This is a genomic window from Homoserinimonas sp. A520 (assembly GCF_054489245.1).
The window spans coordinates 461,733-483,281 of record NZ_JBTMWX010000003.1 but is presented as its reverse complement, the minus strand read 5'-3'; the positions used below and the strand labels follow the sequence as shown (position 1 = coordinate 483,281).

The window sequence follows — 21,549 nt, the reverse complement described above, 5'->3', positions numbered from 1 at the left end:
GTCCCACGGCTGCGGCGAACCCGAGGGCTCGCCGCAGCCGCAGGCGCGGTTCGACGGAGTGCATCACGAGCAGGTGCGCGCCGTCGTGTCGTCGATCGGGTCAAGCACCTCGACGGTCGAGTAGACGCCGCCCTCGTCGATCCGCACGAGAACCATGTCGCTGTTGACGTAGTGGTTGTCCTCACGGAAGCCCAGGTCGCCCAAGAGCCCGTCCAGACGGATGGTCGACATCTGCTCGCTGATCGCGTCGGCGTCGTAGCCGCCGGCCGCGTTGACGGCCGCGGCGATGAAGCGCACGGCTTCGTACGCGGTCGCGGCGATCGCAGAGATCGAGCCGTTGTCGCCGTGCTCCTCACGGTAGGCCGCGACGAACGCCTCGTTGTCGGCGCCCGGCGTCTGGTCGGAGTACTGCAGCGCCGTCGTCCGTCCCTCCAGGATCGGGCCGAGAGCACCGTAGAACTCCTGCTGCGACGTGGTGCCGGTGACACCGCGGTCGGTGAGCAGGCCGAACTGATCGGCCTGGCTCATGAACGATACGGCGTCGCCGCCGACGACGGCCGTCAGGATCCAGTCGGGGTCGGCGTTCACGAGCTTGCCGATCACCGGCTGCCAGTCGGCCGTTCCCAGCGGGCTGTACTCCTCCGCGACGACCTCGCCGCCATTCTCGGCGATGAACTCGCTCGCCACCGCGTGGTACGTGTGCGGGAAAATGTAGTCGTTCCCGACCAGTCCGACGCGCGGACCGTACTGCTCGATCATGTGCGGAATCAGGTCTTCGACCATCATGCGCTCGCTTGCGCCGAACGGCCAGAAGTGAGGGCTGCAGAATTCGACCGTGCCGTTGACGACGGTCGAGAACGGCACATCCGCCTCGGCCGCGACCGATCCCGCAGCGACGGAGGTGTCACCGGCGATCGTCCCCAGCACGTAGTCCACGTCGTTCTGGCGGATGAGCTGCTGTGTCACCTGCGTCGAGGTCGCGGCGTCCGACTTGTCGTCTACGACGACGAGCTCGATCGGGTGTCCGAGCACGCCGCCATCGGCGTTCACGGCCTCGACGGCGAGCTTGGCGCCCATGACGAGTGAGTTGCCCTCGAGCGAGGCGACACCAGTTGTGGGGGCGACGAGGCCGAGGCGGAAGGCGCGGTCCTCCGCACCGTCATTGCCGTCGTCGGTGCCGAAGGAACCCCCGCCGCACGCGGTGAGAGCAAGCGTGACGGCGGCCAGCGCCGCGATTCCGGCGGTTGCGCGGCGCCCGGTCAGGCGACGCGCCGTTGAAGCGTTTTCCATAGTGTGAACCTCCAGTTGGGGCCTTGCGGCTGTAGGGCGATCAAGACGATGAGAACGATGAAGAAGACGACGCCGGCGACGGTCTCGGGAAGCACCGTGCGCAGTCCGATGTCCAGCACGGCGACGACGAAGGCGCCGAAGATCGGCCCACCAATGCTGCCGGGACGCCCGAGCAGCACGGCGAAGAACGTGGGCGCCAGCAGCGACACACCGACTTGCGGGGTGATGCCGAGCATGGGGCTCTGCAGGGCGCCGGCGAGCACCGCCAGCGCGGTGCCGACGGCGAAGGTGCCCGTGACCATGACGCCGGTCGGGATGCCGAACCCGGCGGCCATCGCACGATTGTCGATCGATGCGCGCAGCCGCAGTCCGAGGCTCGTCCGGTACATCACGAGCACGAGGCCGGCGACGATGAAGAGCGAGATGGCCGCGCTGACCAGGCGGAAGATCGGGTAGTCGACCCCGAGGACCTCCACGGTGCCGGTGATGGGCGCGGGGACGGACGCCGGTGTAGGTCCGAAGATCGCCTCAGCGGTCTGGCGCAGGACGATGCCGGAGCCCCACATCGCCAGGAGGGTGGCGAGCATGCCGTGCTGGTACAGGCGGCTGAGCAGTCCTCGCTCGATGAGCGTGCCCAGGACGAGACCCCCGATGAAGGCGAGAAGCAGCCGCAGCGGGAAGGCCACCGGAGTCAGCACGACCATGAGGTAGGCGCCGACCATGGCCATGTCGCCGTGGGCGACGTTCACCACGTTGAGCTGACCGAAGATCAGCCCGAGGCCCCACGCGAGCAGGGCGTAGAAACCGAAGGCGGTGAACACCGACAGCGCGAAGAGGACGAAGGGCTCCATCAGCTCACCACGCGAGGGCGGGGATGGGAAGGCGCTCCTGCAGGGCGAGGGCGATGGCGAGGGTCTCGGCGTCGGCTTCGCCCGGCCCGATGACCGACACGCCCACCGGCAGACCGGTGCGGCTGCCGATTCCTGCGGGGAGCGCGGCGACGGGGAAGCCGGTGACGTTCCAGGTCGCGGTGAAGGCGGTGAGCGGATCGGTACCGCCCATCGGGCGACCCGCGTCGTACCCGTGTCCGCGCAGGGGCGCGGTCGATGCCGCGGTTGGTTCGATGAGGACGGCAATGTCGTTCTCGGCGAACCAGCGCTGCCACGCGGCGGTGACGCCTGCACGGCGCTGCTGGGCGGCGAGGTAGACGTCGACGGTCATGGGCGCCAGGTCGTGGGCGAGAAACTCGCGCACGCTCGGCCGGTACTCGCTCGCGCGGTTCGCGTACTGCGCGTGATAGGTGCGCGCCTCGGCGAGGAAGATCGTGTCGTAGTCGGCTTTGGACAGGTCCGCCGGCGCTGGGACGGTGACGACGGTCGCGCCCAGCTCCCACAGAGCCGCGACCGCCCGCTCCAGACCGTCCCGGACATCCGGTTCGACGTCGACTAGGTCGGGCCGGTTTGTCACGGCCACCCGGATTCCGCGCAGGTCCGCCGCCCGCGGTGCCACGATGCCGGGACGCGCACCGACACCGAACGGGTCGCGGGAGCGCGGCGCGGCGCTGAGGACCTCGAGCGCGACGGCGCAGTCGTCGATCGTGCGGGCGATCGGGCCGGCGTGATCGAGCGTCGTGGACAGCGGGATCACGCCGTCGGTGGGCACACGACCGAAGGTCGCCTTGAAGGAGGAGACGCCGACGAGTGCCGCCGGGATGCGGAGGGACCCCGCCGTGTCGGTGCCGAGTGTCAAGGGCACCATGCCGGCGGCGACGGCGGCGGCGGAGCCTCCACTGGATCCCCCGGGGCTGTGAGCGAGGTTCCACGGGTTGCCGACCTGGTCGGTGGTGCCGCCGGCGGCGAACTCGTGCGTGTGAGTGTGCCCCACGTAGACGGCACCGGCGTCGGAGAGGGCCGCCCACGTGGCGCTGTCCTCGCCCGCCGTCTCCGTCGCGCGGAGGCGGCTCGAAGCGGTGAGCGGCTTGCCTGCGACGGCGAACAGATCCTTGAGTCCGACGGGGATGCCCGCCAACAGGGAGGGGTCACCCTGCGCGATGCGCCGATCCGCGGCATCCGCGGCAGCCATCGCGGCGTCGCGGTCGAGACGCACCCAAGCGTTGACAGCGTCCGGGGCTCCGTCGAAGTCGGGCTCTCCGCCGTTTCGCGCGTCGATCCTGTCAAAGGCGAGCGCAGTCAGGTCGCGCGAGCTGAGGCTGCCGTCGCGCAGCTGTTCTGCCAGGCGGCGAATTCCTGAATCCAGCGGATGAGCACCATTGTTCGACACATCATCATCTTGAGAGCGCGGGGCGATCCGTGCGCGGAAAGTGAGAGAACTACCCCGGATCTGTCGCAGATAGCCGAATCAGTGCAGGTGATGCACGGTGCGCAGCAGTCGCTCGATGTCGACCTGCGGCGCCACGAAGCCTCCGACGATCGTGGCCAGCATGGGCGTGCGACGCTCTTTGTTGCGGATGGAGCCGACGAGCTCGACCGCGTCCCGGGGGTCGGCCCATCGGCGCACGGACCCCGACGCCCGAGCGGCGTTCCAGAGTTCGTCGAAGCGCGCGTCGAAGACCTCGCGCACCGGCGCGATCGCCGTGGGGGTCGTGCCTACCTTCAGCCCGGCAGCCTGGATGAACTGCGCGTCGTCGCTGACGAGTCGCGAAAATCGGTCAAGCACGAGGGCGATGTCGAAGACCGCCGGGCGAGAAGTGCGCGAACCTCGCGCCCACTCGCTCATACGCTCCCAGCGATCCACGGAGATGCCGTCGACGAGCGCCTGCTTGCTCGGGAAGTGACGATAGAGCGTCGCCGAGCTCACGCCCGCGCGATCGGCGATGTCGCGCGCGCTGGTCTCATCGGTTCCGACCTGCGCGATGAGGACGCATGCGGCATCCAGCAACAACCTGCGATTCTGTTTGGCGTCGCTGCGAAGCATCGGCTGACTCCCTTGACGAGTGGGTCAGTCACCATATCACCGTCTCGTCGAGGCAGAGTTTGCACGCCCCGCCCTAGCCCGCATTCTCTGGCTCCGCGCGTTCAGAATCGACGCATCACACCCGCAGGCTCATCAGTAGTGATAGCGCGCTTGCACGACGGTGACCTATTGTTCGTCGGCAGATCGCCGCGATGGTGCCGGATGCCGCGCTTCGAGGTGACTCGGTTTGGTAATGCCGCCCGGGCATAGTCTGTGCGTGACCCGTACTTGCAGGTCACGCACAGAGGGAGCAAAGATGCGCGCACTGGTCGTCTGCGAGTCACTGTGGGGCAACACTGAGAAGGTCGCGCGCGTAGTCGCCGACAATCTTGCCGGGGTTGGCGAGGTCGATGTCGTGGACTCGGATGCCGCGCCGATCAGCGTCGACGGCTACGGCCTCGTCGTGGTCGGTAGTCCTACACACGCTTTCTCCATGACGCGGGCTACGACGCGGGCGGAAGCCGTCAAGTCCCATTCGGCCCCGCACGAGCCGGCTAGAGGCATCCGGGAATGGCTCAACCAACTCGACCGGCCTAGTATTGCAACCCCTGCTGTCGCGTTTGATACTCGCGTGGACAAGCCGCGCATGCCTGGCTCCGCCGCCAAAGCGGCAAAGCACGAGCTACGTTCGTTGGGTTTCGACACGTCGGTCAAGCAGGAGACTTTCCGCGTCCATGGCTACGAAGGTCCGCTTCTCGATGGGGAGCTTGAACGGGCACGCGCGTGGGCGGATGAGGTAATCGCCGCCCTTAGCCTCGGCTCGTGAGCTGATCGATATCCGGAACGGTGATCGCCGTAGAGTGAACTGCCCTCGCTAATTGCCTCGGTGCCCGGCTTCCACGACTGCGGGTTGAGCATCGTGCGTTCTGCGTGCATACGTGATTGCGGCTGCCAGGCTGGCCACCACGACAACGGTGACCATCACGATCGGGAGCAATCCGTTGGTCTCCCCGGTCGCGACGATCAGCAGCATCGCGGCAATGATGCTAGATCCCATCAACACGGAAAAAATCAGTGCCGGTACGGTCAACATCAGCCCTGTCTTGTTCCCCCTAAGACTGAGCACACCGATGATGATCATGCCTGGCAGGACTACCGAGAGGTCAATGGCGTGGATGGGGCTCACTATCAGCCCAGCTGCTGCAATGCTCGGCGGCACCTGCCCGGTCACGGTGGCTGGAACTAGCTCGCTCAGCCACAACAGGGCGAAAAGTGCACCTGTTGCGATAAGCACCCATGCTGCGAGCAGCCGGGCCGGGCGACTCGGGTAGGCGGGTGCCCGCTCTCTGGTCGATAGCGCAATTACCAGGGTGAAGAAGACGAGCCCCAAGATCGCGACATAGACGAGGAACAGGCGGCCGAAGTGCACGGCGAAGGCGTAGACGATATAGGCGTACAGGAGGTAGAGCAGGGTGCCCATCCACCACTGTGCTGCCCCAAACGAGCCGGCACGCATCCGGATCGCGCTTGCGACAAGAATGACGACCGCTAGGAGGTTGCCAATGTCTTGCCCTCGCGCCTGCAGAACCCAATTCTCGGTTTCTTCCTGGTACGGCCAAGAAGCGATCAACCCGAGCACACTTGCGACAGTTACGAGCGCAGCAATGACCAGGGACATGCCGATGAGCAACCTGCTGCGCCGTGGAACAGAGGCTTCGGAGCCGAACGTGTTGGGGTCCATGACGCAGAGCCTACTGTGAGCACCATCGGTGGGCTCCGACGCCGACGCACTTCGCGAAGGCGGAGCGTGCACCCGGAGATCGAGGTACAAGCGTGCGCAGTTCGATGACCTTCAGAATGCCGACCGGCGCCACGTCCGCGGCAACACCTTCACCTACGTCATCGCCAGCATCGCCCGTCTGCGAGAACCTGCGCAAGCTGCTCACCTTCCTGAAGGAGCACCTTGCCCTACGTTCGGTGAACGCCAAGAACTCTGGGGTTCCCACGATTTTCTGGGAACCAGAACCGCGCGCCGACGATGTCGAGCCGCCCACCCGCTGCTAACGCACCCGAAGCACCGCAACACCACAACAGCATCCCCCGGAAGCCCGGGAATATTGGCGCGTCCGAAATCGCTCGGACGCGCCTTCTTTCGTTAACCGACGCCACCCGGATCAGCCCGAAGGACAGTCCGGCGGCCAATTCGATGCTCCGGCCCTTGACTAAGGGTGCAAAAAAGGCCGGCAACCAGATAAATCTGGCTGCCGGCCCAATTGTCCGAAGAGTTCTTCAGAATTCTCCGAAGCACTCTGCGTGCGTGCGCGAAGGGGGACTTGAACCCCCACGCCCTATACGGGCACTAGCACCTCAAGCTAGCGCGTCTGCCATTTCCGCCATCCGCGCGCAGTCGGTCGTCCATCACTGAACTACCGAGGTACGAGATTAGCACGATTGGCCGTGCCCGATAACCGCCTCCGGCCGGTACGCGCGAGCCTCCGGCGCGTTTGCCGATACCGTGGAGGGATGGACCTGCCGCCGCCCCTGACGAGCACCGAACCCGAACTCGACGAGACCGCGATCATCGCGCGGGACCTCATCCGCATTGACACCTCTAACTATGGCGAAGGTAAGTCGAACGGTGAGACCGAAGCCGCCGAGTATGTGGCAGCCCGGCTCACCGCGATGGGGCTGGATGCGCGGATGTTCGAGTCTGAGCCCGGGCGCGTGAGCGTTGTGGCGCGGGTTGAGGGGCGGAACAGCGGTTTCGATACGCGGCCTGGTCTCGATACGCGTGCTCCTTCGTCGCGCGCTACTCGACCCACAGCTTCGTCGGGCGCTACTCAACCCACAGAGCGGGGCGCGCTCGTCGTTCACGGCCATCTCGACGTGGTTCCCGCCGTTGCCGACAACTGGAGCGTCGACCCGTTCGCCGGCGTGGTCAAGGACGGCATGCTGTGGGGCCGCGGCGCCGTCGACATGAAGAACATGGATGCCATGATCCTCACCGCCCTGGGAGACATCCTGGGCTCAGGCCGCCAGCCAGCTCGCGACCTGGTCGTCGCCTTCTTCGCCGACGAGGAAGCCGGGGGAGTGCTCGGTTCCGGGTACCTGGTGCGCGAACATCCGGAACTCTTCGCCGGCGCCACCGAAGCCATCAGCGAGGTCGGCGGCTACTCGATCACCCTCGGCGGCCAGCGCGCCTACCTGCTGCAGACCGGCGAGAAAGCCCTCATCTGGATCAAGCTGATCGCCCGTGGCACGGCAGCGCACGGCTCCCGCATCATCCACGACAACGCCATCACGAAGCTCGCCGAGGCCGTCGCCAAGGTGGGGCGCCGCCAGTGGCCCATCCGCCTCACCGAAACCACGACGCTTCTCATGTCGGAGATCGCCAGGATCCTCGGTGAGGACCCGCAGAAGGTCGGGCCGGATGAGCTTGCGATCGCGACCGGCACGGCATCCGGCTTCATCCAGGGGTCGCTGCGCACCACCACCAACCCGACGCTGCTACAAGCCGGCTACAAGCACAATGTCATCCCCGACACGGCCGAAGCGCTCATCGACGTGCGCGCCTTCCCCGGCGAAGAGGATGAGGTGCTCGCCGAGATTGCGGACCTCGTGGGCCCCGACATCGAGATCGTCACCATGCACCGCGACATCGGTATGGAGACGGCATTCGACGGCCCCCTGGTCGACGCGATCAAGACCACGCTGAACCGCCACGACCCTGGCGCCCCGGTGCTGCCCTACCTGCTCTCCGGCGGCACCGACAACAAGGCGCTCAGCACGCTGGGCATCAAGGGCTACGGATTCGCGCCACTGAGGCTTCCTGCCGAACTCGACTTTCCCGGCATGTTCCACGGCGTTGACGAGCGGGTACCACTCGACGCATTAGTCTTTGGCAGGCAGGTTCTGACCGACCTGCTGCTCGACTACTAGATCCCCTGGAGCATCCGTGGAATTCATCGAAGCGATCATCCTCGGGCTGATCCAGGGGCTCACCGAGTTCCTCCCCATCTCATCCAGCGCCCACCTGCGGATCGCCGGCGAATTCCTCCCCAGCGCCACCGACCCCGGTGCCACCTTCACCGCCATCACCCAGCTAGGCACCGAGACTGCAGTGATCATGTACTTCTGGGGCGACATCACGCGGATCATCGGCAAATGGTTCCGCCACTTCGGATCACAGCGGATGCTCGCGGAGCCAGTCAGCCCCAGCTCGGCCGAAGTGCTCGAAGGCGCTACCGCTGCCACCAGGCGGAGCAGCAAGGCAGCCCGTGCGGTCATCGAGAAGAATGATCCGGATGTCCGGCTCGGGTGGCTGATCATTATCGGCACCATCCCCATCGTGCTGCTCGGATACTTCGCGCAGGAGTACATCCGCTCCGTCTTCCGCTCGCTCTGGCTGGTCGCGATCGTACTCATCGTCTTCGGGCTGATCCTGGGCCTCGCGGACTGGGCGGGCAAGCGCACGCGGGAGATCGACGACATGTCGTACCGCCACGGCATCCTCATCGGGATCGCCCAGATGCTGGCGCTCATTCCCGGTGTCTCGCGATCCGGGGCGACGACCACTGCAGGGCTGGCCCTCGGGTACTCGCGGCCGGCTGCGGCACGGTTCGCCTTCCTGCTGGCCATCCCCGCGGTGTTCGGCAGCGGGCTGTACGAACTGGTGCACAGTTTCGGCGAACCGCCCGGGCACTACGGCTACCTCGAGACAGCGGTTGCGACCGTGGTCGCGTTCGGAGTCGGGCTCGCCGTCATCGCCTGGCTGATGAGCTACATCTCGAAGAAGTCGTTCCTACCGTTCGTCATCTACCGCCTGGTATTGGGCGGGGCGCTCATCCTGCTGCTGTCGACCGGGGTGCTGGCGCCGCTGTAGCGGCTGTCGCGGGTCGCGGGTCGCGGGTCGAGTTCATCGAGACCCCCTGAGCTTGCCGAAGGGTGCGAGCACGAACTACTCCTCCACAGGCGGCCTTCAAATACTTCTCCACAGATTCGCGAGAACTCTTCGCATATAGTTACGACTCTGCGATAATTAATGCATGTCCAGAATCGTCTTCACTTTCGATACAGCGGATGCCTCGGCCTCCGCATCGGAACTGTCGCGCGCCGTCGCAGAGGTGCTGCCGACAGGCGAAGTGGTCGGCCTGTCGGACGATGCGCTGCTCCAACACGGCGCCTCCCTCGAACAGCTGGGCCGCCAGATCGACGCGCGCCGGGTCGAATGGGCGGCGGAAGTGGGGGAGCGGTCGCGGCGGGAACTCGGTTCCGCCTCCCTGGCCGCAAAGAAAGGTTGCCGTACCGCTGTCGAACTAATCCAGCGAGTGACCCGCACCTCGGGAGCAACTGTTTCCCGCCTCCTCAAGCTGGGCGCGGAGACCCGACCGCAGCGGTCGCTGGCCGGCGTTGAGTTCCCGGCCCGATTCCCGCGGGTCTCCGAGGCGCTCAACAACGGAGACATCGGCGCCGACACAGCCCGCGCGATAGTCAACGGCCTCGCTCCGAGCCTTGACCACATTGCCATTGATGACCTCGCTGTCGCCGAGTTCGAACTGGTCGCATCGGCTATGGGAACCAGCCCTGAGAGCACGGTACCGGCCACCGCCGACGAGATCACCGTGCAGGCGACCCAATGGCGCGCGTTCCTTGACCCGGACGGCGTGCGACCGACCGAAGAGCGAGCCATGGCAGAGCGATCGTTCAGCCGCGGGGTCACGAGAGGCGGGCTGGTGATCGGAACGTACGCTCTACTGCCCGAGATCGCGGGCAAGCTGAATCGGGTGATGGACTCGTACCTGTCGCCAAAGACAACCGGCACCTTCCTGAGCGATGAAGACCGGGAAGCGGCCGAAGCTGCCGAGGCGGAAGGCGGTCGCGATCCGCGAACGGACGTGCAGAAGCGTCACGACGTCTTCGCCAGCATGATCGATGCGGTTGCACGCAGCGGCGAGACACCGAGCATCGGGGGAGCAGCCCCTACGGTTCTGGTGAGCGTCACCTCAGACGACCTGTCCCGCGGCCGCGGCGTCGGGTGGATCGACGGGGTCGACGACCCGATCTCCTTCGACGCCGTCAAGCAGTTCATCTGCACCGGCGGAACCCAGAACATTCGCTTCGACTCCGACGGCCGCATCATCGAGCTGGGCTCGCCACAGCGTTGCTTCACACCAGCGCAGCGCAAGGCGATCACGCTCCGTGACGGCGGATGCATCATCCCGGGCTGCAACATCCCACCCGACTGGACCGAAATCCACCACGTCATCGCAGACGCCGACGGTGGCCCAACTCACACCGACAACGGCGTGCTGCTCTGCTGGTACCACCATCGCAGCATCGAAAGCTCCGGCTGGCAGGTGCGGATGCGAAAAGGGGTGCCAGAAATCAAGGCACCACCCTGGATTCAATGGGACGCGCCCTGGCGACCCGCCAGCAAATCCCGCACCAGATACAAACCACCTCGCACGACACTGACCGAGTGAGCCTGTCGTAGTGCAGCGTTGACGCCGGAAGTCGCACGCTGCCTGTCGACGGAGGCGAGGTGTCGGTCCGTGATGACGGCCTTCCGTCGGTGATGTGGACATTGTCAACGCGCATAAGCTCAAAAGGTGAAGTCCTGGAGCCATCCCGCCGTCCCGTCCCTACCCGGAACGTCCCCTGTTCCCCGACTACACGACACGTCGACCGGCGAACTCAAGGACGCCGGGGGCACCGGCGAGGCCTCCCTCTACGTCTGCGGGATCACCCCCTACGACGCCACCCACATCGGTCACGCCAACACCTACCTCGCCTACGACACCCTCGTTCGGCTGTGGCTCGACCGCGGTTGCGACGTGCGCTACGTGCAGAACGTCACCGACATCGACGACCCGCTCCTGGAGCGCGCGAAAGAACGCGGCATCGACTGGCAGGAACTCGCCGAGTCCCAGATCGAACTCTTCCGCAGCGACATGACCGCCCTGTCGATCATCCCGCCGCACCACTACGTCGGCGTCACCGAAGTCATCGACGAAGTAGCGGATGCCGTCCACACCCTCCTCGAGCGCGGTTACGCCTACCCGGTCCCCAGCGACAACGCCGAACCCGACCTCTACTTCGACACGGATGCTGCGGCACGCAACACCACCTGGCAGCTGGGACTCGAAAGCAACCTCGACAGCGAAACCATGCTCGCCCTGTCCGCCGAGCGTGGTGGAGACCCCGGGCGCGAAGGCAAGCGCAACCCGCTCGACCCGCTGCTCTGGCGGTCCAGGCGCGACGGCGAGCCGTCCTGGGCATCCGTCCTCGGCGAAGGGCGCCCCGGCTGGCACATCGAGTGCACCGTCATCGCCCTCAACCACCACGCGACATCCGTGACCGTGAACGGCGGCGGCTCAGACCTCGTCTTCCCGCACCACGAATTCAGCGCCGCCCACGCGACAGCCCTCACCGGCGAACCGCTGGCCAAGGTCTACTCGCACACCGGAATGGTCGCCTACCAGGGCGAGAAGATGAGCAAGTCGCTCGGAAACCTCGTCTTCGTGTCCGAGCTCACCGCAGCCGGCGTCGACCCCCGCGCCATCCGGCTGGCGCTCCTCGCCCACCACTACCGCAGCGACTGGGAGTGGACGGATGCCGACCTCCAGTCCGCGACGGAGCGACTGGGTGCGTGGCGGGCGTGGGCCGCCGCGCCAGGGGAGAACGACCAGGCGCAAGCGCACCTCGACGAACTCCGTGCCGTGCTGGCGAACGACCTCAACACACCAGCAGCACTTGACGTGGTCGACGGCTGGGTCGCGTCCGGGCGGCCCGCAGCGGCAGTGATGGCGGATGCCGTCAACGCGCTGCTCGGGGTTCGGCTCTAGTACACCCGTCAGGTACGGACTCGCCCGGCTCGGGCGCGTGTACGGGTGCGTCCGCAACTGACGGGTGAGCGCCGGTCGACGGGCTCGGCGAGGGCACGTTCGCCCCGTTACTGCTTGCCGCGGGGGTCGCCCTTGCCGTTGTCTCCACGCTTGCGGAGGTACTTCTCGAACTCCTCCGCGATCGCATCACCACTGGCCTCGGGGGAGTCCACCGTGTCCCGGGCCTGCTCCAGCCCGGCAATGTAGGCCGCCATGTCGTCGTCCTCCCCGGCGAGCGCGTCGATTCCGGTCTCCCAGGCGGCCGCCTCCACCGCCAGGTCGCCGCGCGGAATGTCGACCCCGATCACGGTTTCCAGCTTCTCGACCAGCGCCAACGTCGCCTTGGGCGACGGAACACTGTGCACATAGTGGGGCACGGATGCCCAGATCGACGCCGTCGGGATCCCGGACGTCTCACACGCCATCGACAGCACGGAGAGGATGCCGACCGGCCCCTCATAGGTGCTGCGTTCCACACCCAGCGCCGTCCGAACCTTCTGGTTCTCGCTCGAGACGGAAACCGAGATGGGCCGGGTGTGCGGGACATCCGCCAGCATCGCACCCAGGAAGATCACGCCGGTGATCTCGCGGTCCTCGATCGCCTCCAGGATCTCCACCGTGAACGACTTCCAGTTGCGGGACGGTTCAGCACCCAGCAGCAGGTAGAACTCTGCCGGCCCGGTCGGGCCATACAGGGTCACGCCCGGCCAGGCGAGCACCCGGCTTCCGCCCTCGTCGAAGGCCAGGTTCGGGCGGTTGAACTGGAAATCGAAGTACTCTTCGGCGTCCACCTCGAACATCGGATAGAGCTCGAGTAACTCACGGAGGGAACTGACGGCACCGGTGGCCGCCTCCCCGGCGTCGTTCCAGCCCTCGAACGCCACAATCAGCGGGCGTTCCCCGAAAACTCCTGCGCTACCTGGCACTTAACCTCTGAACTGATTACACGACCGCACGGACTGCCCGGCCTATCCTGCAATCAAGGATAGGCAGGTTAAGGATAAAACCTGCTCCCGGCTAAACTCGTCTCCTGTGACTGAACCGCTACTGGCCGGTGTCCTGTGGGACATGGACGGCACCATCGTCGACACCGAGCCGTACTGGATGCGGGCCGAAGAGGAGCTGGTCGCCTCCTTCAACGGAGTCTGGACCAGGGAGGCCGCCCTGGCGGTGGTCGGCGCCGACCTCTGGGTGGCTGCCCGTATCTTCCAGAACCACGGAGTCGCCCTCCCCGAAGACGAGATCGTCACCCGGCTCACCGACCAGGTGATGGAGCAGGTCAGCGTCGAGGTGCCGTGGCGACCGGGTGCGCGCCAACTCCTGCAGGAACTGAACCAGGCCGGCATCCCGTGCGCCCTGGTCACCATGTCGCTGAACCGGATGGCGCAGCAGGTGGTCTCGGCCATGGGGTTCGACGCATTCACCGCCGTCGTCGGCGGGGACGACGTGACCAAGGGAAAACCGGATGCCGAACCGTACGTTCGGGGTGCCCAGCTGCTCGGCCTCGACGCGTCACAGTGCATCGCCTTCGAAGACTCGACCACCGGTCTCGCCTCGGCCGTCGCATCCGGTGCCGTGACTATCGGTGTTCCCGCCCACATCCACCTGCCGCCGAGCGCCGACTACGCGCTCTGGCCCACCCTGGAGGGCCGCGGTGTCGCCGACCTGCGGGACCACTTCGCCACCGCCAGGCAGGACGTCGCCTGATGGCCCAGCCCGAACAGCCAGCCCAGCGCAGGCAGAGCGGCCCCTTTCGCCTCGGCGACAAAGTGCAGCTCACCGGCCCGAAGGGGCGGATGAACACGGTCACCCTCGAGACCGGCAAGACCTTCCACACCCACCGCGGCATGATCGAACACGACAGCCTCGTCGACCTTCCGGATGGTTCGGTCGTCACCAGCACCACCGGCGACGAGTACCTCGCCCTGCGGCCACTGCTCACCGACTTCGTCATGTCCATGCCCCGTGGCGCAGCGATCATCTACCCGAAGGATGCCGCCCAGATCCTCGCGCACGCCGACATCTTTCCCGGCGCGACCGTCGTCGAGGCGGGCGTCGGCTCCGGCGCTCTCAGCCTGTGGCTGCTGCGGGGCATCGGCCCAACCGGAACCCTCAAGTCGTTCGAGCGCCGCGACGAATTCGCTCAAGTCGCCAAGGGGAATGTCATCAGCTTCCTGGGCGCGGAACCCACCAACTGGAGCGTGACGGTAGGCGACCTGGTCGAGTCGTTGCCGGATGTCGCCGAGCCAGGCTCCGTGGACCGGATCGTCCTCGACATGCTGGCCCCGTGGGAGTGCCTGGACGCCTGCGCATCGGTGCTGAAGCCCGGGGGAGTGCTGCTCTGCTACATCGCCACCGTGACCCAGCTCTCGCGGGTGGCCGAAGCCATCCGTCACACCGGGATGTTCACCGACCCGGACTCCTCGGAGACGATGGTGCGCGGATGGCACGTGGAAGGCCTCGCGGTTCGTCCCGACCACCGGATGGTCGCCCACACCGGGTTCCTGCTCACCGCCAGGCGACTGGCCCCGGGAACCGTGCTTCCCTCGCTCAAGCGCCGGGCGTCGAAGACCGACTTCTCCGACGAGGATGTCGAATTGTGGACACCGGGTTCTCTCGGGGAACGGCAGTCGAGCAGCAAGCGCGCCCGCAAGGTCGCCCGGCAGGCGAGCGGCCAGGCGGAACTGGCCGTGGCGGCGGGCGAGACGCCTGAACACGACGACCCGGCCGCGGCCAACTAGAATCGCAGGGGTTGCCCAGACAAGCCGACGCCTGGCCAACGCAGAACCCCGGCAGATCGAAAAGAGGATTCGTGCGCAAGATTTCCGCGCTGCTCGTCACCGCAGGACTCGTGGCAACCCTGACCGCCTGCGCCGGTGACCCCGGCTACGCCGCCTGCGGACAGTACGAGTCCGGTGACGCTTCGTCGATCATCGATGTATCCGGAGAGTTCGGCTCGGCGCCGAAGGTGGACTTCCCGACGCCGATCGTGACCTACAACACCGAGGCGACCCAGGTCATCGCGGGCGACGGCGAACGCATCACCATCGGCCAGCCGGTGCGAGCAGAGCTGGGCATCTACTACGGCAGCACCGGCCAGGAACTGCAGTCGACCCCCTTCGATGGCAAGGGCATCATGACCATGGCCGGCGAGTCGACGCTGCCGGCGGTTGGCCACGCCCTCGAATGTGCCACCGTCGGGTCCCGCATCGTCATCGCCACAACCGCCGAGAAGGCATTCAACGCGTCAGCGGTTATGCAGCTCGGGGTCAAGCCAGAGGACAGCATCATCTTCGTCGTTGACGCGCTCGACGCCTACCTGCCGAAGGCGGATGGCGCCCCCCAGTCCCCGAATCCCGGCGACCCGGTCGTCGTCACCGCGCCGAACGGTGCCCCGGGCATCACCATCCCGCAGTCTGGCGGATCCGCCGTCGAACCGCCGGAAGACCTCGTCGTCTCCACCCTCATCCGCGGTGAAGGCGAAGAGATCGAGGCAGGCTCCTACGCTGTCGTGCAGTACACCGGCGTGCTCTGGAACACCAACAAGGTCTTCGACTCCACCTGGGCAGACAACTCGCCAGCGGTGTTCCAGCTGACCGAGGATTCGGTCGTGAAGGGCTTCCTCGACGGACTCGTCGGGCAGACCGTCGGCTCGCAGGTACTCCTGGTGGTGCCGCCGGAGCTCGGCTACGGCGATTCCGGCAATGGCTCAGTGCCGGCCGGTGCCACCCTGGTATTCGTGGTCGACATCCTGGGCCAGATCGACCAACCTTGACATGACAAGCGGTGACAGGCGGCAGCATGACTGACATCAGTGGTGCACTTCGCGTTCCCGTGGAGGAACGCCTGTTCAGCCTTGTCCTGGCGCTCCTCGCCACCGAGACCGGGCTGACCAAGCACGAGATCCTGTCGACCGTGCAGGGCTACCGCCAGCGTTACAACACCTCAGGCGACAATGCCAACCTGGAGCGCCAATTCGAGCGTGACAAAGACGACATCCGTGAGCTCGGCGTTCCACTGGAGACCATCGAGGACCCGGGTCAGGCTGGCAACAACCAGAACCTGCGGTACCGCATCCCGCGCGGCAGCTACGAGTTGCCGACCGACATCACCTTCTCCGCCGAGGAGACGACACTGCTGAACCTGGCGGCAATGGTCTGGCGTGAGGGGTCGCTCTCCGACGAGTCCCGCCGCGCCCTGCTCAAGCTGCGCTCGCTCGGCCTGCCCGCTGACGAACCGGTTCTCAGCTATGCCGCCCACAACCGGGTGCGTGAGCCGGCGTTCGAACCGCTGAACGCCGCTCTGGAGAAGAACGCGACCGTGTCCTTCTCCTACCTGAAACCGGGCGAAGCGCACGCGGGCCACCGCGTCGTCGACCCCTACGCGCTCATCCAGCACCAAGGCCGGTGGCACCTGTATGCGATGCAGAACGGCGAGTCGAGAACCTTCCTGCTGCGTCGCATCACCTCCCCGGTCACGCTGACCGGCAAGACGTTCGCCCCGCCGCCGGGGGACCAGGCCGAGATCGGCCTGCAGGAGCTGGAGGAGGTCTGGAACGCCCGCTCGGCCACAGTCGAGGTAGTGCCGGGGTCGGATGCCGCCACCCGGCTTCTGAAGAGACGCGGCACCGTGGCTGATGGTTCCACGCTCACCCTCCACTACGCCGACGCGAACATCCTGGCCGACGAGTTGAGCGGCTACGGACCGGAAGTGCTGGTCGCCCAGCCGCCAGAACTCCGGGAAGCAGTGCGGGAACGGCTCGAGAGCACGGCAAGGACGCACGGCTCATCCGTCGGGCAGGGGGAACACCGTGGCTAAACGCAAGGCCGCCGCGCCCAAGCAGGCGGCGGACAAGCTCGCCTTCCTGCTCGCCCTGGTGCCGTACCTGATGGACCACGACCGGATCAGCGTCCCGGAGGTGGCCGCCCATTTCGGAGTCTCAGAGGCCGAAATCCGCGACGCCGTCAACCTCATCGCCGTCTCCGGGATCCCCGGCGCCACCGGCACCTACCAGCACAACGACCTGTTCGATGTCGCCTGGGATGACTTCCTCGACAACGACCAGATCGTGCTGACCAACCTGGTGGCGATCGACGAGTCCCCGCGGTTCTCCGGCCGTGAGGCGGCCGCCCTCATCGCCGGCCTGCAGTACCTTTCCGCGCTGCCCGAGAACACCGATCGCGACGCGATCGCCACCCTGATGGCGAAGCTGTCCCGGGGAGCATCCGCCACCCCCACCCGGTTGGCGGTCGAAGATTCGGAGACGGATGCCACGCTCGCCGTCATCCGGGAATGCGTCGCCGCCGGGGTCCAGGTGGAGTTCGGCTACCGCGGGCACCGCGGCCAGGCTGAGCGCCGCCGGGTCGACCCGCTGCGGATCGAATCCCTCGACGCCGATTGGTACGTTCGCGGCTGGTGCCACCTGCGCGAGGCCGTGAGGACGTTCCGGCTGGACCGCATCAGCGACCCCCACCGCACTGACGAACCGATAACGCACCACAGCCACGACGTGACGCTTCCCGATTCCCTGTTCGAGGTGTCGCTGGACGACCTGGAGGTGACCCTCGAGCTTTCCGCCTCAGCGCTGCCGATACTCGAGGACTACATCCGCGACAACCCGGTGACCACGGTGGCGGATGATCGGGTGCGCACGGTCATCCGCGTCTCCCACCTGCACGGGCTCAAGCGCCTGGTCGCCGGGATGCCCGGCGTCGTGACGGTGGTCGCGCCGGAGGAGGCGCGTGCCGCCGTTGCCGAGTGGGCAGCCGCGGGCGCCGTCCGTTACCGGTGACCCCGGCCTATCGGGCTACGTCCAGTTCATGGGGCTACGCACAATCCATAGGGCTAAAATGGCCTGAACCGCAAGTCTGACTCAGAAGGATGTTCCCCGATGTTCGGAAACGCTTTTACCGGGTGGCACGCGCTCATCCTGCTCGCCATCATCCTGCTGCTGTTCGGCGCGCCGAAACTTCCCGCGCTGGCCCGGAGCCTCGGCCAGTCCATGAAGATCTTCAAGAGCGAGATCAAGCAGCCCACCGACGAGACCGCGGCCCCTTCGGATGAGCAGCGGCCTTCGGATGAGCAGCGGCCTTCGGACGAGCTGCCGTCTGGCCCGGATTCGCCGACCAAGCCGTAAGTTCCGTGGCCACGCTCAGGAAGCGAGGCTCTGGCGATGCCCGGATGTCCCTCGGGGAGCATCTCGTCGAGCTTCGCAAGCGATTGTTCATCGGCGGCATCTCGATCCTCGTCGCGTCGGTCGGCGGTTTCGTCGTTGCCCAATTCGTCTGGGATGCCCTTCGGGTTCCCATCCTGGCGATAGCCGAAGCACGCAACGCCACGATCAACTACTCCACCATCACCGGCGGGTTCGACGTCACGATGCAGGTCGCCGTGACCATCGGCATCGTCGCCTCCAGCCCGGTCTGGCTGTACCAGATCTTCGCCTTCCTGGTCCCCGGCTTGACGAAGAAAGAGAAGCGGTACACCTTCGGGTTCTTCTTCACTGCAGTACCGCTGTTCCTCGCCGGCTGCGCGGCCGGCTGGTTCGTGCTGCCTAACATCGTCAGCCTGATGGCCGGTTTCGTTCCGCCGGAGGACGCCAGCTTCGTGGAGGCGAAGGTGTACCTCGACTTCGTGCTCAAGCTGGTGCTCGCCGTCGGTATCGCGTTCGTGATGCCGGTCTTCCTGGTGCTCCTCAATTTCCTCGGGGTGATCTCCGCCGGCGCGATCATCAAGGGCTGGCGCGTCGCCGTCCTCCTGATCGCCGTGTTCTGCGCAATCGCCACCCCAGCCGCCGACGTGATGTCGATGTTCCTGCTCGCCGTCCCGATGGTCCTGCTCTACTTCCTCGCGGCGGGGGTAGCGTGGCTCCACGACCGGATCGCCGCCAAGAGGCAGGCGGCATTCGAAGACCAGTTGGGGACAGCGAACGCATGAGTTCACCACAACGAGGCAGGGCGTACGACGACACGCGCAGCCCTGCGGAACGCTTTGCCGCTTCCCGCCAGGGCACCCAGTCACCCGAAGTACGGGGCTTCCGCGAGGGACTGAAGTTCGACCTCGACCCGTTCCAGATCAGTGCCTGCATCGCGCTGGAGGAGGGCAACAGCGTGCTGGTGGCTGCCCCGACGGGAGCAGGCAAGACCGTGGTCGCGGAGTTCGCCGTGTACCTGACGATGCGCCGGCCGAAGGCGAAGATCTTCTACACCGCCCCGATGAAGGCGCTCAGCAACCAGAAGTACCAGGAGCTGGCCGCCGAATACGGGCACAGCGAAGTGGGGTTGCTCACCGGGGACACCAATATCAACTCGCAGGCCCGCATCGTCGTCATGACCACCGAGGTGCTGCGCAACATGCTCTACGCCGGTTCCGACCTGCTCCAGAACCTCGCCTTCGTCATCATGGACGAGGTGCACTACCTGGCCGACCGCTTCCGCGGGGCCGTCTGGGAGGAGGTCATCATCCACCTCCCGCAATCGGTGCGCCTGGTCTCGCTCAGCGCCACCGTCTCCAACGCGGAGGAGTTCGGAGACTGGCTGCAGGCGGTCCGCGGCGAGACAACGGTGATCGTCTCCGAGGAGCGCCCGGTCCCACTCGACCAGCACGTGCTGGTGCGCTCCAAGCTGCTCGACCTGTTCGACACTTCGACGGGCTCAGTACAGCGTGCCTCCGGTAGCCGCGTCCAGGCCGGTTCGGCCAATCGGGTGAACCCCGAGTTGATGCGGCTGACCTCTGGCGCTCGTGCCGGGGCCCGCCCTGGCGGGCACAACCGCGGTGGCCAGGGCCGAGGGGGCCGCAATCGGTACAACGCGAGAGAGCTCCACAGCCAGCGGGCCGACCGCGCTGAGATCGTCACCCTGCTCGGTTCGAAGAACCTGCTGCCGGCCATCTTCTTCATCTTCAGCCGTAACGGATGCGACCAGGCCGTCCTGCAGGTGCTGCGCGCGGGGGTGCGCCTCACCGAGCAGCACGAGCGCGACGAGATCCGCGCCTACGTGGAGGAACGCTGCCGCACCATCCCCGACCAGGACCTGGCCGTCCTCGGCTATTGGGAGTGGCTCGACGGGCTGGAACGAGGAGTCGCCGCCCATCACGCCGGAATGCTTCCCGCGTTCAAGGAAGTGGTCGAGGAGTTGTTCCGGCGTAAGCTGGTGAAAGCCGTCTTCGCCACCGAGACCCTCGCGCTGGGCATCAACATGCCGGCCAGGACCGTCGTGCTGGAAAAGCTGGAGAAGTTCAACGGTGAGGCCAGGGTACCGATCACGCCGGGGGAGTACACCCAACTCACCGGACGGGCCGGTCGCCGCGGAATCGACGTCGAGGGCCACTCGGTCATCCAGTGGCAGGACGGCCTGGACCCGCAGGCGGTCGCTTCCCTCGCCTCCCGGCGCACCTACCCGCTGAACTCCAGCTTCACCCCGACCTACAACATGGCCGTCAACCTGATCGAACAGTTCGGCCGCGACCGCACCCGGGACATCCTGGAGTCGTCGTTCGCCCAGTTCCAGGCCGACCGTGCAGTCGTCGACCTGGCCAGGAAGGTGCGCAGCATCGAGGAGTCGATGGGCGGCTACGAAGAGGCCATGACCTGCCACCTGGGCGACTTCACCGAGTATTGGGGCATCCGTCGGGAGCTCACCGACCTCGAACGCAAGAGCACCAATCGCAACGACCTGCAGGCGCGAGCCGAACGCGACCGGCGCCAGCGGCAACTCGCGGGACTTCGGAAGCGCCTCAAACAGCATCCGTGCCACGCCTGCAGTGATCGGGAAGCCCACGCCAGGTGGGCGGAGCGCTGGGGGCGCCTGAAGAAGCAGAAGGACGAGCTGAGCGCCCAGGTGCGCACCCGCACCGGTGCGGTCGCGAAAGTCTTCGACCGGGTGACGGATGTTCTCCTCGAGCTCGACTACCTCAACCGTGACAAGAACGGGAAGGTCGGAGTCGGCCCGCACGGCCGCATCCTGAGGCGCATCTACGGGGAACGCGACCTGCTGGTTGCCGAGTGCCTGCGTCGTGGCGCCTGGAACGACCTCGATGCCGCCGGGATGGCCGCCATGGCGGTCGCCCTCATTTACGAACCGCGTCGCGATGAGGGGCAACTCTCGGACCGCTACCTGCCGCGCGGACCGTTCCGTGCCGCGCTGGAGGCGACCACCGACCTGTGGAGCCGGCTCGATGACCTGGAGCGAGACCACCGCCTGCCCGGCAGCAACCCGGTCGCGACCGGGCTGTCGCTGCCGATGTACCGCTGGGCGCAGGGTGCGTCGCTGGACGCCGTATTGCAGGAAGCAGAGCTGGCAGCGGGGGACTTCGTGAGAGTCACCAAGCAGGCGATCGACCTGCTCGACCAGCTTTCGGTGGTCGCGGATGCGCCGGTCGGCTCGACAGCGCGCCAGGCCCTCGACGCCATCCGCCGCGGCATCGTCGCGTACTCCAGCGTCGCCTGAGCGCCGCATCCCTGAAC

The 21,549-nt window shown here is 66.5% G+C and carries 20 protein-coding genes and 1 tRNA gene; 14 read left to right on the top strand and 7 right to left on the bottom strand.

Going from position 1 to position 21,549, the window contains the following annotated elements; all coding sequences use genetic code 11:
* Positions 1 to 63 precede the first annotated feature (63 nt).
* The 4 genes from ACX3PH_RS11010 to ACX3PH_RS10995 form a co-directional block, all read right to left on the bottom strand.
* The gene (locus ACX3PH_RS11010) at positions 64 to 1,290 is read right to left on the bottom strand and encodes a substrate-binding protein (RefSeq protein ID WP_459092382.1); all 1,227 of its coding nucleotides are present in this window, start codon (positions 1,288 to 1,290) and stop codon (positions 64 to 66) included.
* Positions 1,260 to 2,141 carry a branched-chain amino acid ABC transporter permease gene (locus ACX3PH_RS11005; protein ID WP_459092380.1) on the bottom strand — a complete coding sequence of 294 codons (882 nt, stop codon included), beginning with the start codon at positions 2,139 to 2,141 and terminating at the stop codon, positions 1,260 to 1,262. The genes ACX3PH_RS11010 and ACX3PH_RS11005 overlap by 31 nt, the downstream gene beginning before the upstream one ends.
* A gap of 4 nt (positions 2,142 to 2,145) precedes the next feature.
* Entirely contained in the window at positions 2,146 to 3,570 is a 1,425-nt protein-coding gene (locus ACX3PH_RS11000; RefSeq protein ID WP_459092378.1) for an amidase, read from the bottom strand.
* 78 nt (positions 3,571 to 3,648) lie between these two features.
* Positions 3,649 to 4,224: a TetR/AcrR family transcriptional regulator gene (locus ACX3PH_RS10995; RefSeq protein ID WP_459092376.1), complete on the bottom strand. Its 576-nt coding sequence runs from the start codon at positions 4,222 to 4,224 to the stop codon at positions 3,649 to 3,651.
* A 295-nt stretch (positions 4,225 to 4,519) separates the two neighbouring features.
* Between ACX3PH_RS10995 and ACX3PH_RS10990 the strand changes: the two genes are divergently transcribed.
* Positions 4,520 to 5,029 carry a flavodoxin family protein gene (locus tag ACX3PH_RS10990; protein WP_459092374.1) on the top strand — a complete coding sequence of 170 codons (510 nt, stop codon included), beginning with the start codon at positions 4,520 to 4,522 and terminating at the stop codon, positions 5,027 to 5,029.
* Positions 5,030 to 5,077: 48 nt separating this feature from the next.
* Here ACX3PH_RS10990 and ACX3PH_RS10985 read toward each other — a convergent pair whose 3' ends face one another.
* Complete coding sequence (locus tag ACX3PH_RS10985) at positions 5,078 to 5,944, bottom strand: hypothetical protein (protein WP_459092372.1); 867 nt, start codon at positions 5,942 to 5,944, stop codon at positions 5,078 to 5,080.
* A gap of 104 nt (positions 5,945 to 6,048) precedes the next feature.
* Here ACX3PH_RS10985 and ACX3PH_RS10980 point away from each other — a divergent pair, with 104 nt between their 5' ends.
* Entirely contained in the window at positions 6,049 to 6,267 is a 219-nt protein-coding gene (locus ACX3PH_RS10980) for a hypothetical protein (protein WP_459092370.1), read from the top strand.
* Positions 6,268 to 6,521: 254 nt separating this feature from the next.
* On the opposite strand, the gene ACX3PH_RS10975 is transcribed toward ACX3PH_RS10980, so the two are convergent.
* Positions 6,522 to 6,606 (bottom strand) — tRNA-Leu (locus ACX3PH_RS10975).
* Positions 6,607 to 6,726: 120 nt separating this feature from the next.
* On the opposite strand from ACX3PH_RS10975, the gene ACX3PH_RS10970 reads away from it, so the two are divergent.
* The 4 genes from ACX3PH_RS10970 (at position 6,727) to mshC (ending at position 12,047) form a co-directional block, all read left to right on the top strand.
* Positions 6,727 to 8,142 (top strand): M20/M25/M40 family metallo-hydrolase, encoded by a 1,416-nt coding sequence (locus tag ACX3PH_RS10970; protein WP_459092368.1) that lies wholly within the window; start codon positions 6,727 to 6,729, stop codon positions 8,140 to 8,142.
* Positions 8,143 to 8,158: 16 nt separating this feature from the next.
* On the top strand, positions 8,159 to 9,085 hold the full coding sequence (locus ACX3PH_RS10965; protein ID WP_459092366.1) for an undecaprenyl-diphosphate phosphatase: 927 nt from the start codon (positions 8,159 to 8,161) through the stop codon (positions 9,083 to 9,085).
* Between the two features lie 163 nt (positions 9,086 to 9,248).
* The gene (locus ACX3PH_RS10960) at positions 9,249 to 10,685 is read left to right on the top strand and encodes an HNH endonuclease signature motif containing protein (protein ID WP_459092364.1); all 1,437 of its coding nucleotides are present in this window, start codon (positions 9,249 to 9,251) and stop codon (positions 10,683 to 10,685) included.
* A 126-nt stretch (positions 10,686 to 10,811) separates the two neighbouring features.
* Entirely contained in the window at positions 10,812 to 12,047 is a 1,236-nt protein-coding gene (gene mshC / locus ACX3PH_RS10955; protein ID WP_459092362.1) for a cysteine--1-D-myo-inosityl 2-amino-2-deoxy-alpha-D-glucopyranoside ligase, read from the top strand.
* Positions 12,048 to 12,154: 107 nt separating this feature from the next.
* On the opposite strand, the gene ACX3PH_RS10950 is transcribed toward mshC, so the two are convergent.
* Entirely contained in the window at positions 12,155 to 13,012 is an 858-nt protein-coding gene (locus ACX3PH_RS10950) for a proteasome assembly chaperone family protein (protein ID WP_459092360.1), read from the bottom strand.
* A 106-nt stretch (positions 13,013 to 13,118) separates the two neighbouring features.
* On the opposite strand from ACX3PH_RS10950, the gene ACX3PH_RS10945 reads away from it, so the two are divergent.
* The 8 genes from ACX3PH_RS10945 to ACX3PH_RS10910 all read left to right on the top strand — a co-directional run bounded on the left by ACX3PH_RS10945 (position 13,119) and on the right by ACX3PH_RS10910 (position 21,532).
* Positions 13,119 to 13,793, top strand: coding sequence for an HAD family hydrolase (locus ACX3PH_RS10945; protein WP_459092358.1), 675 nt, complete (start codon positions 13,119 to 13,121; stop codon positions 13,791 to 13,793).
* Positions 13,793 to 14,827: a tRNA (adenine-N1)-methyltransferase gene (locus ACX3PH_RS10940; protein WP_459092356.1), complete on the top strand. Its 1,035-nt coding sequence runs from the start codon at positions 13,793 to 13,795 to the stop codon at positions 14,825 to 14,827. The genes ACX3PH_RS10945 and ACX3PH_RS10940 overlap by 1 nt, the downstream gene beginning before the upstream one ends.
* 71 nt (positions 14,828 to 14,898) lie before the next feature.
* Positions 14,899 to 15,861, top strand: a complete 963-nt coding sequence (locus tag ACX3PH_RS10935; RefSeq protein ID WP_459092354.1) for an FKBP-type peptidyl-prolyl cis-trans isomerase — start codon at positions 14,899 to 14,901, stop codon at positions 15,859 to 15,861.
* 26 nt (positions 15,862 to 15,887) lie between these two features.
* Positions 15,888 to 16,904, top strand: coding sequence for a helix-turn-helix transcriptional regulator (locus ACX3PH_RS10930; RefSeq protein WP_459092352.1), 1,017 nt, complete (start codon positions 15,888 to 15,890; stop codon positions 16,902 to 16,904).
* Positions 16,897 to 17,877 carry a helix-turn-helix transcriptional regulator gene (locus ACX3PH_RS10925; protein ID WP_459092350.1) on the top strand — a complete coding sequence of 327 codons (981 nt, stop codon included), beginning with the start codon at positions 16,897 to 16,899 and terminating at the stop codon, positions 17,875 to 17,877. The genes ACX3PH_RS10930 and ACX3PH_RS10925 overlap by 8 nt, the downstream gene beginning before the upstream one ends.
* Before the next feature lie 99 nt (positions 17,878 to 17,976).
* Positions 17,977 to 18,222 (top strand): twin-arginine translocase TatA/TatE family subunit, encoded by a 246-nt coding sequence (tatA, locus tag ACX3PH_RS10920; RefSeq protein ID WP_459092348.1) that lies wholly within the window; start codon positions 17,977 to 17,979, stop codon positions 18,220 to 18,222.
* A 44-nt stretch (positions 18,223 to 18,266) separates the two neighbouring features.
* Positions 18,267 to 19,022, top strand: a complete 756-nt coding sequence (tatC, locus tag ACX3PH_RS10915) for a twin-arginine translocase subunit TatC (protein ID WP_459092418.1) — start codon at positions 18,267 to 18,269, stop codon at positions 19,020 to 19,022.
* Complete coding sequence (locus ACX3PH_RS10910; RefSeq protein ID WP_459092346.1) at positions 19,019 to 21,532, top strand: DEAD/DEAH box helicase; 2,514 nt, start codon at positions 19,019 to 19,021, stop codon at positions 21,530 to 21,532. Before tatC ends, ACX3PH_RS10910 begins: the two co-directional genes overlap by 4 nt.
* Positions 21,533 to 21,549: the final 17 nt, after the last annotated feature.

Excerpts from the sequence above, each read along its gene's own strand:
- ACX3PH_RS10990 (WP_459092374.1), top strand. The coding sequence starts at position 4,520 with ATGCGCGCACTGGTCGTCTGCGAGTCACTGTGGGGCAACACTGAGAAG.
- tatC (WP_459092418.1), top strand. The coding sequence starts at position 18,267 with ATGTCCCTCGGGGAGCATCTCGTCGAGCTTCGCAAGCGATTGTTCATC.
- ACX3PH_RS10970 (WP_459092368.1), top strand. The coding sequence starts at position 6,727 with ATGGACCTGCCGCCGCCCCTGACGAGCACCGAACCCGAACTCGACGAG.
- ACX3PH_RS10980 (WP_459092370.1), top strand. The coding sequence starts at position 6,049 with ATGACCTTCAGAATGCCGACCGGCGCCACGTCCGCGGCAACACCTTCA.
- ACX3PH_RS11010 (WP_459092382.1), bottom strand. The coding sequence starts at position 1,290 with ATGGAAAACGCTTCAACGGCGCGTCGCCTGACCGGGCGCCGCGCAACC.
- ACX3PH_RS10910 (WP_459092346.1), top strand. The coding sequence starts at position 19,019 with ATGAGTTCACCACAACGAGGCAGGGCGTACGACGACACGCGCAGCCCT.
- ACX3PH_RS10930 (WP_459092352.1), top strand. The coding sequence starts at position 15,888 with ATGACTGACATCAGTGGTGCACTTCGCGTTCCCGTGGAGGAACGCCTG.
- tatA (WP_459092348.1), top strand. The coding sequence starts at position 17,977 with ATGTTCGGAAACGCTTTTACCGGGTGGCACGCGCTCATCCTGCTCGCC.
- ACX3PH_RS10960 (WP_459092364.1), top strand. The coding sequence starts at position 9,249 with ATGTCCAGAATCGTCTTCACTTTCGATACAGCGGATGCCTCGGCCTCC.
- ACX3PH_RS10985 (WP_459092372.1), bottom strand. The coding sequence starts at position 5,944 with ATGGACCCCAACACGTTCGGCTCCGAAGCCTCTGTTCCACGGCGCAGC.
- ACX3PH_RS11005 (WP_459092380.1), bottom strand. The coding sequence starts at position 2,141 with ATGGAGCCCTTCGTCCTCTTCGCGCTGTCGGTGTTCACCGCCTTCGGT.
- ACX3PH_RS10995 (WP_459092376.1), bottom strand. The coding sequence starts at position 4,224 with ATGCTTCGCAGCGACGCCAAACAGAATCGCAGGTTGTTGCTGGATGCC.
- ACX3PH_RS10940 (WP_459092356.1), top strand. The coding sequence starts at position 13,793 with ATGGCCCAGCCCGAACAGCCAGCCCAGCGCAGGCAGAGCGGCCCCTTT.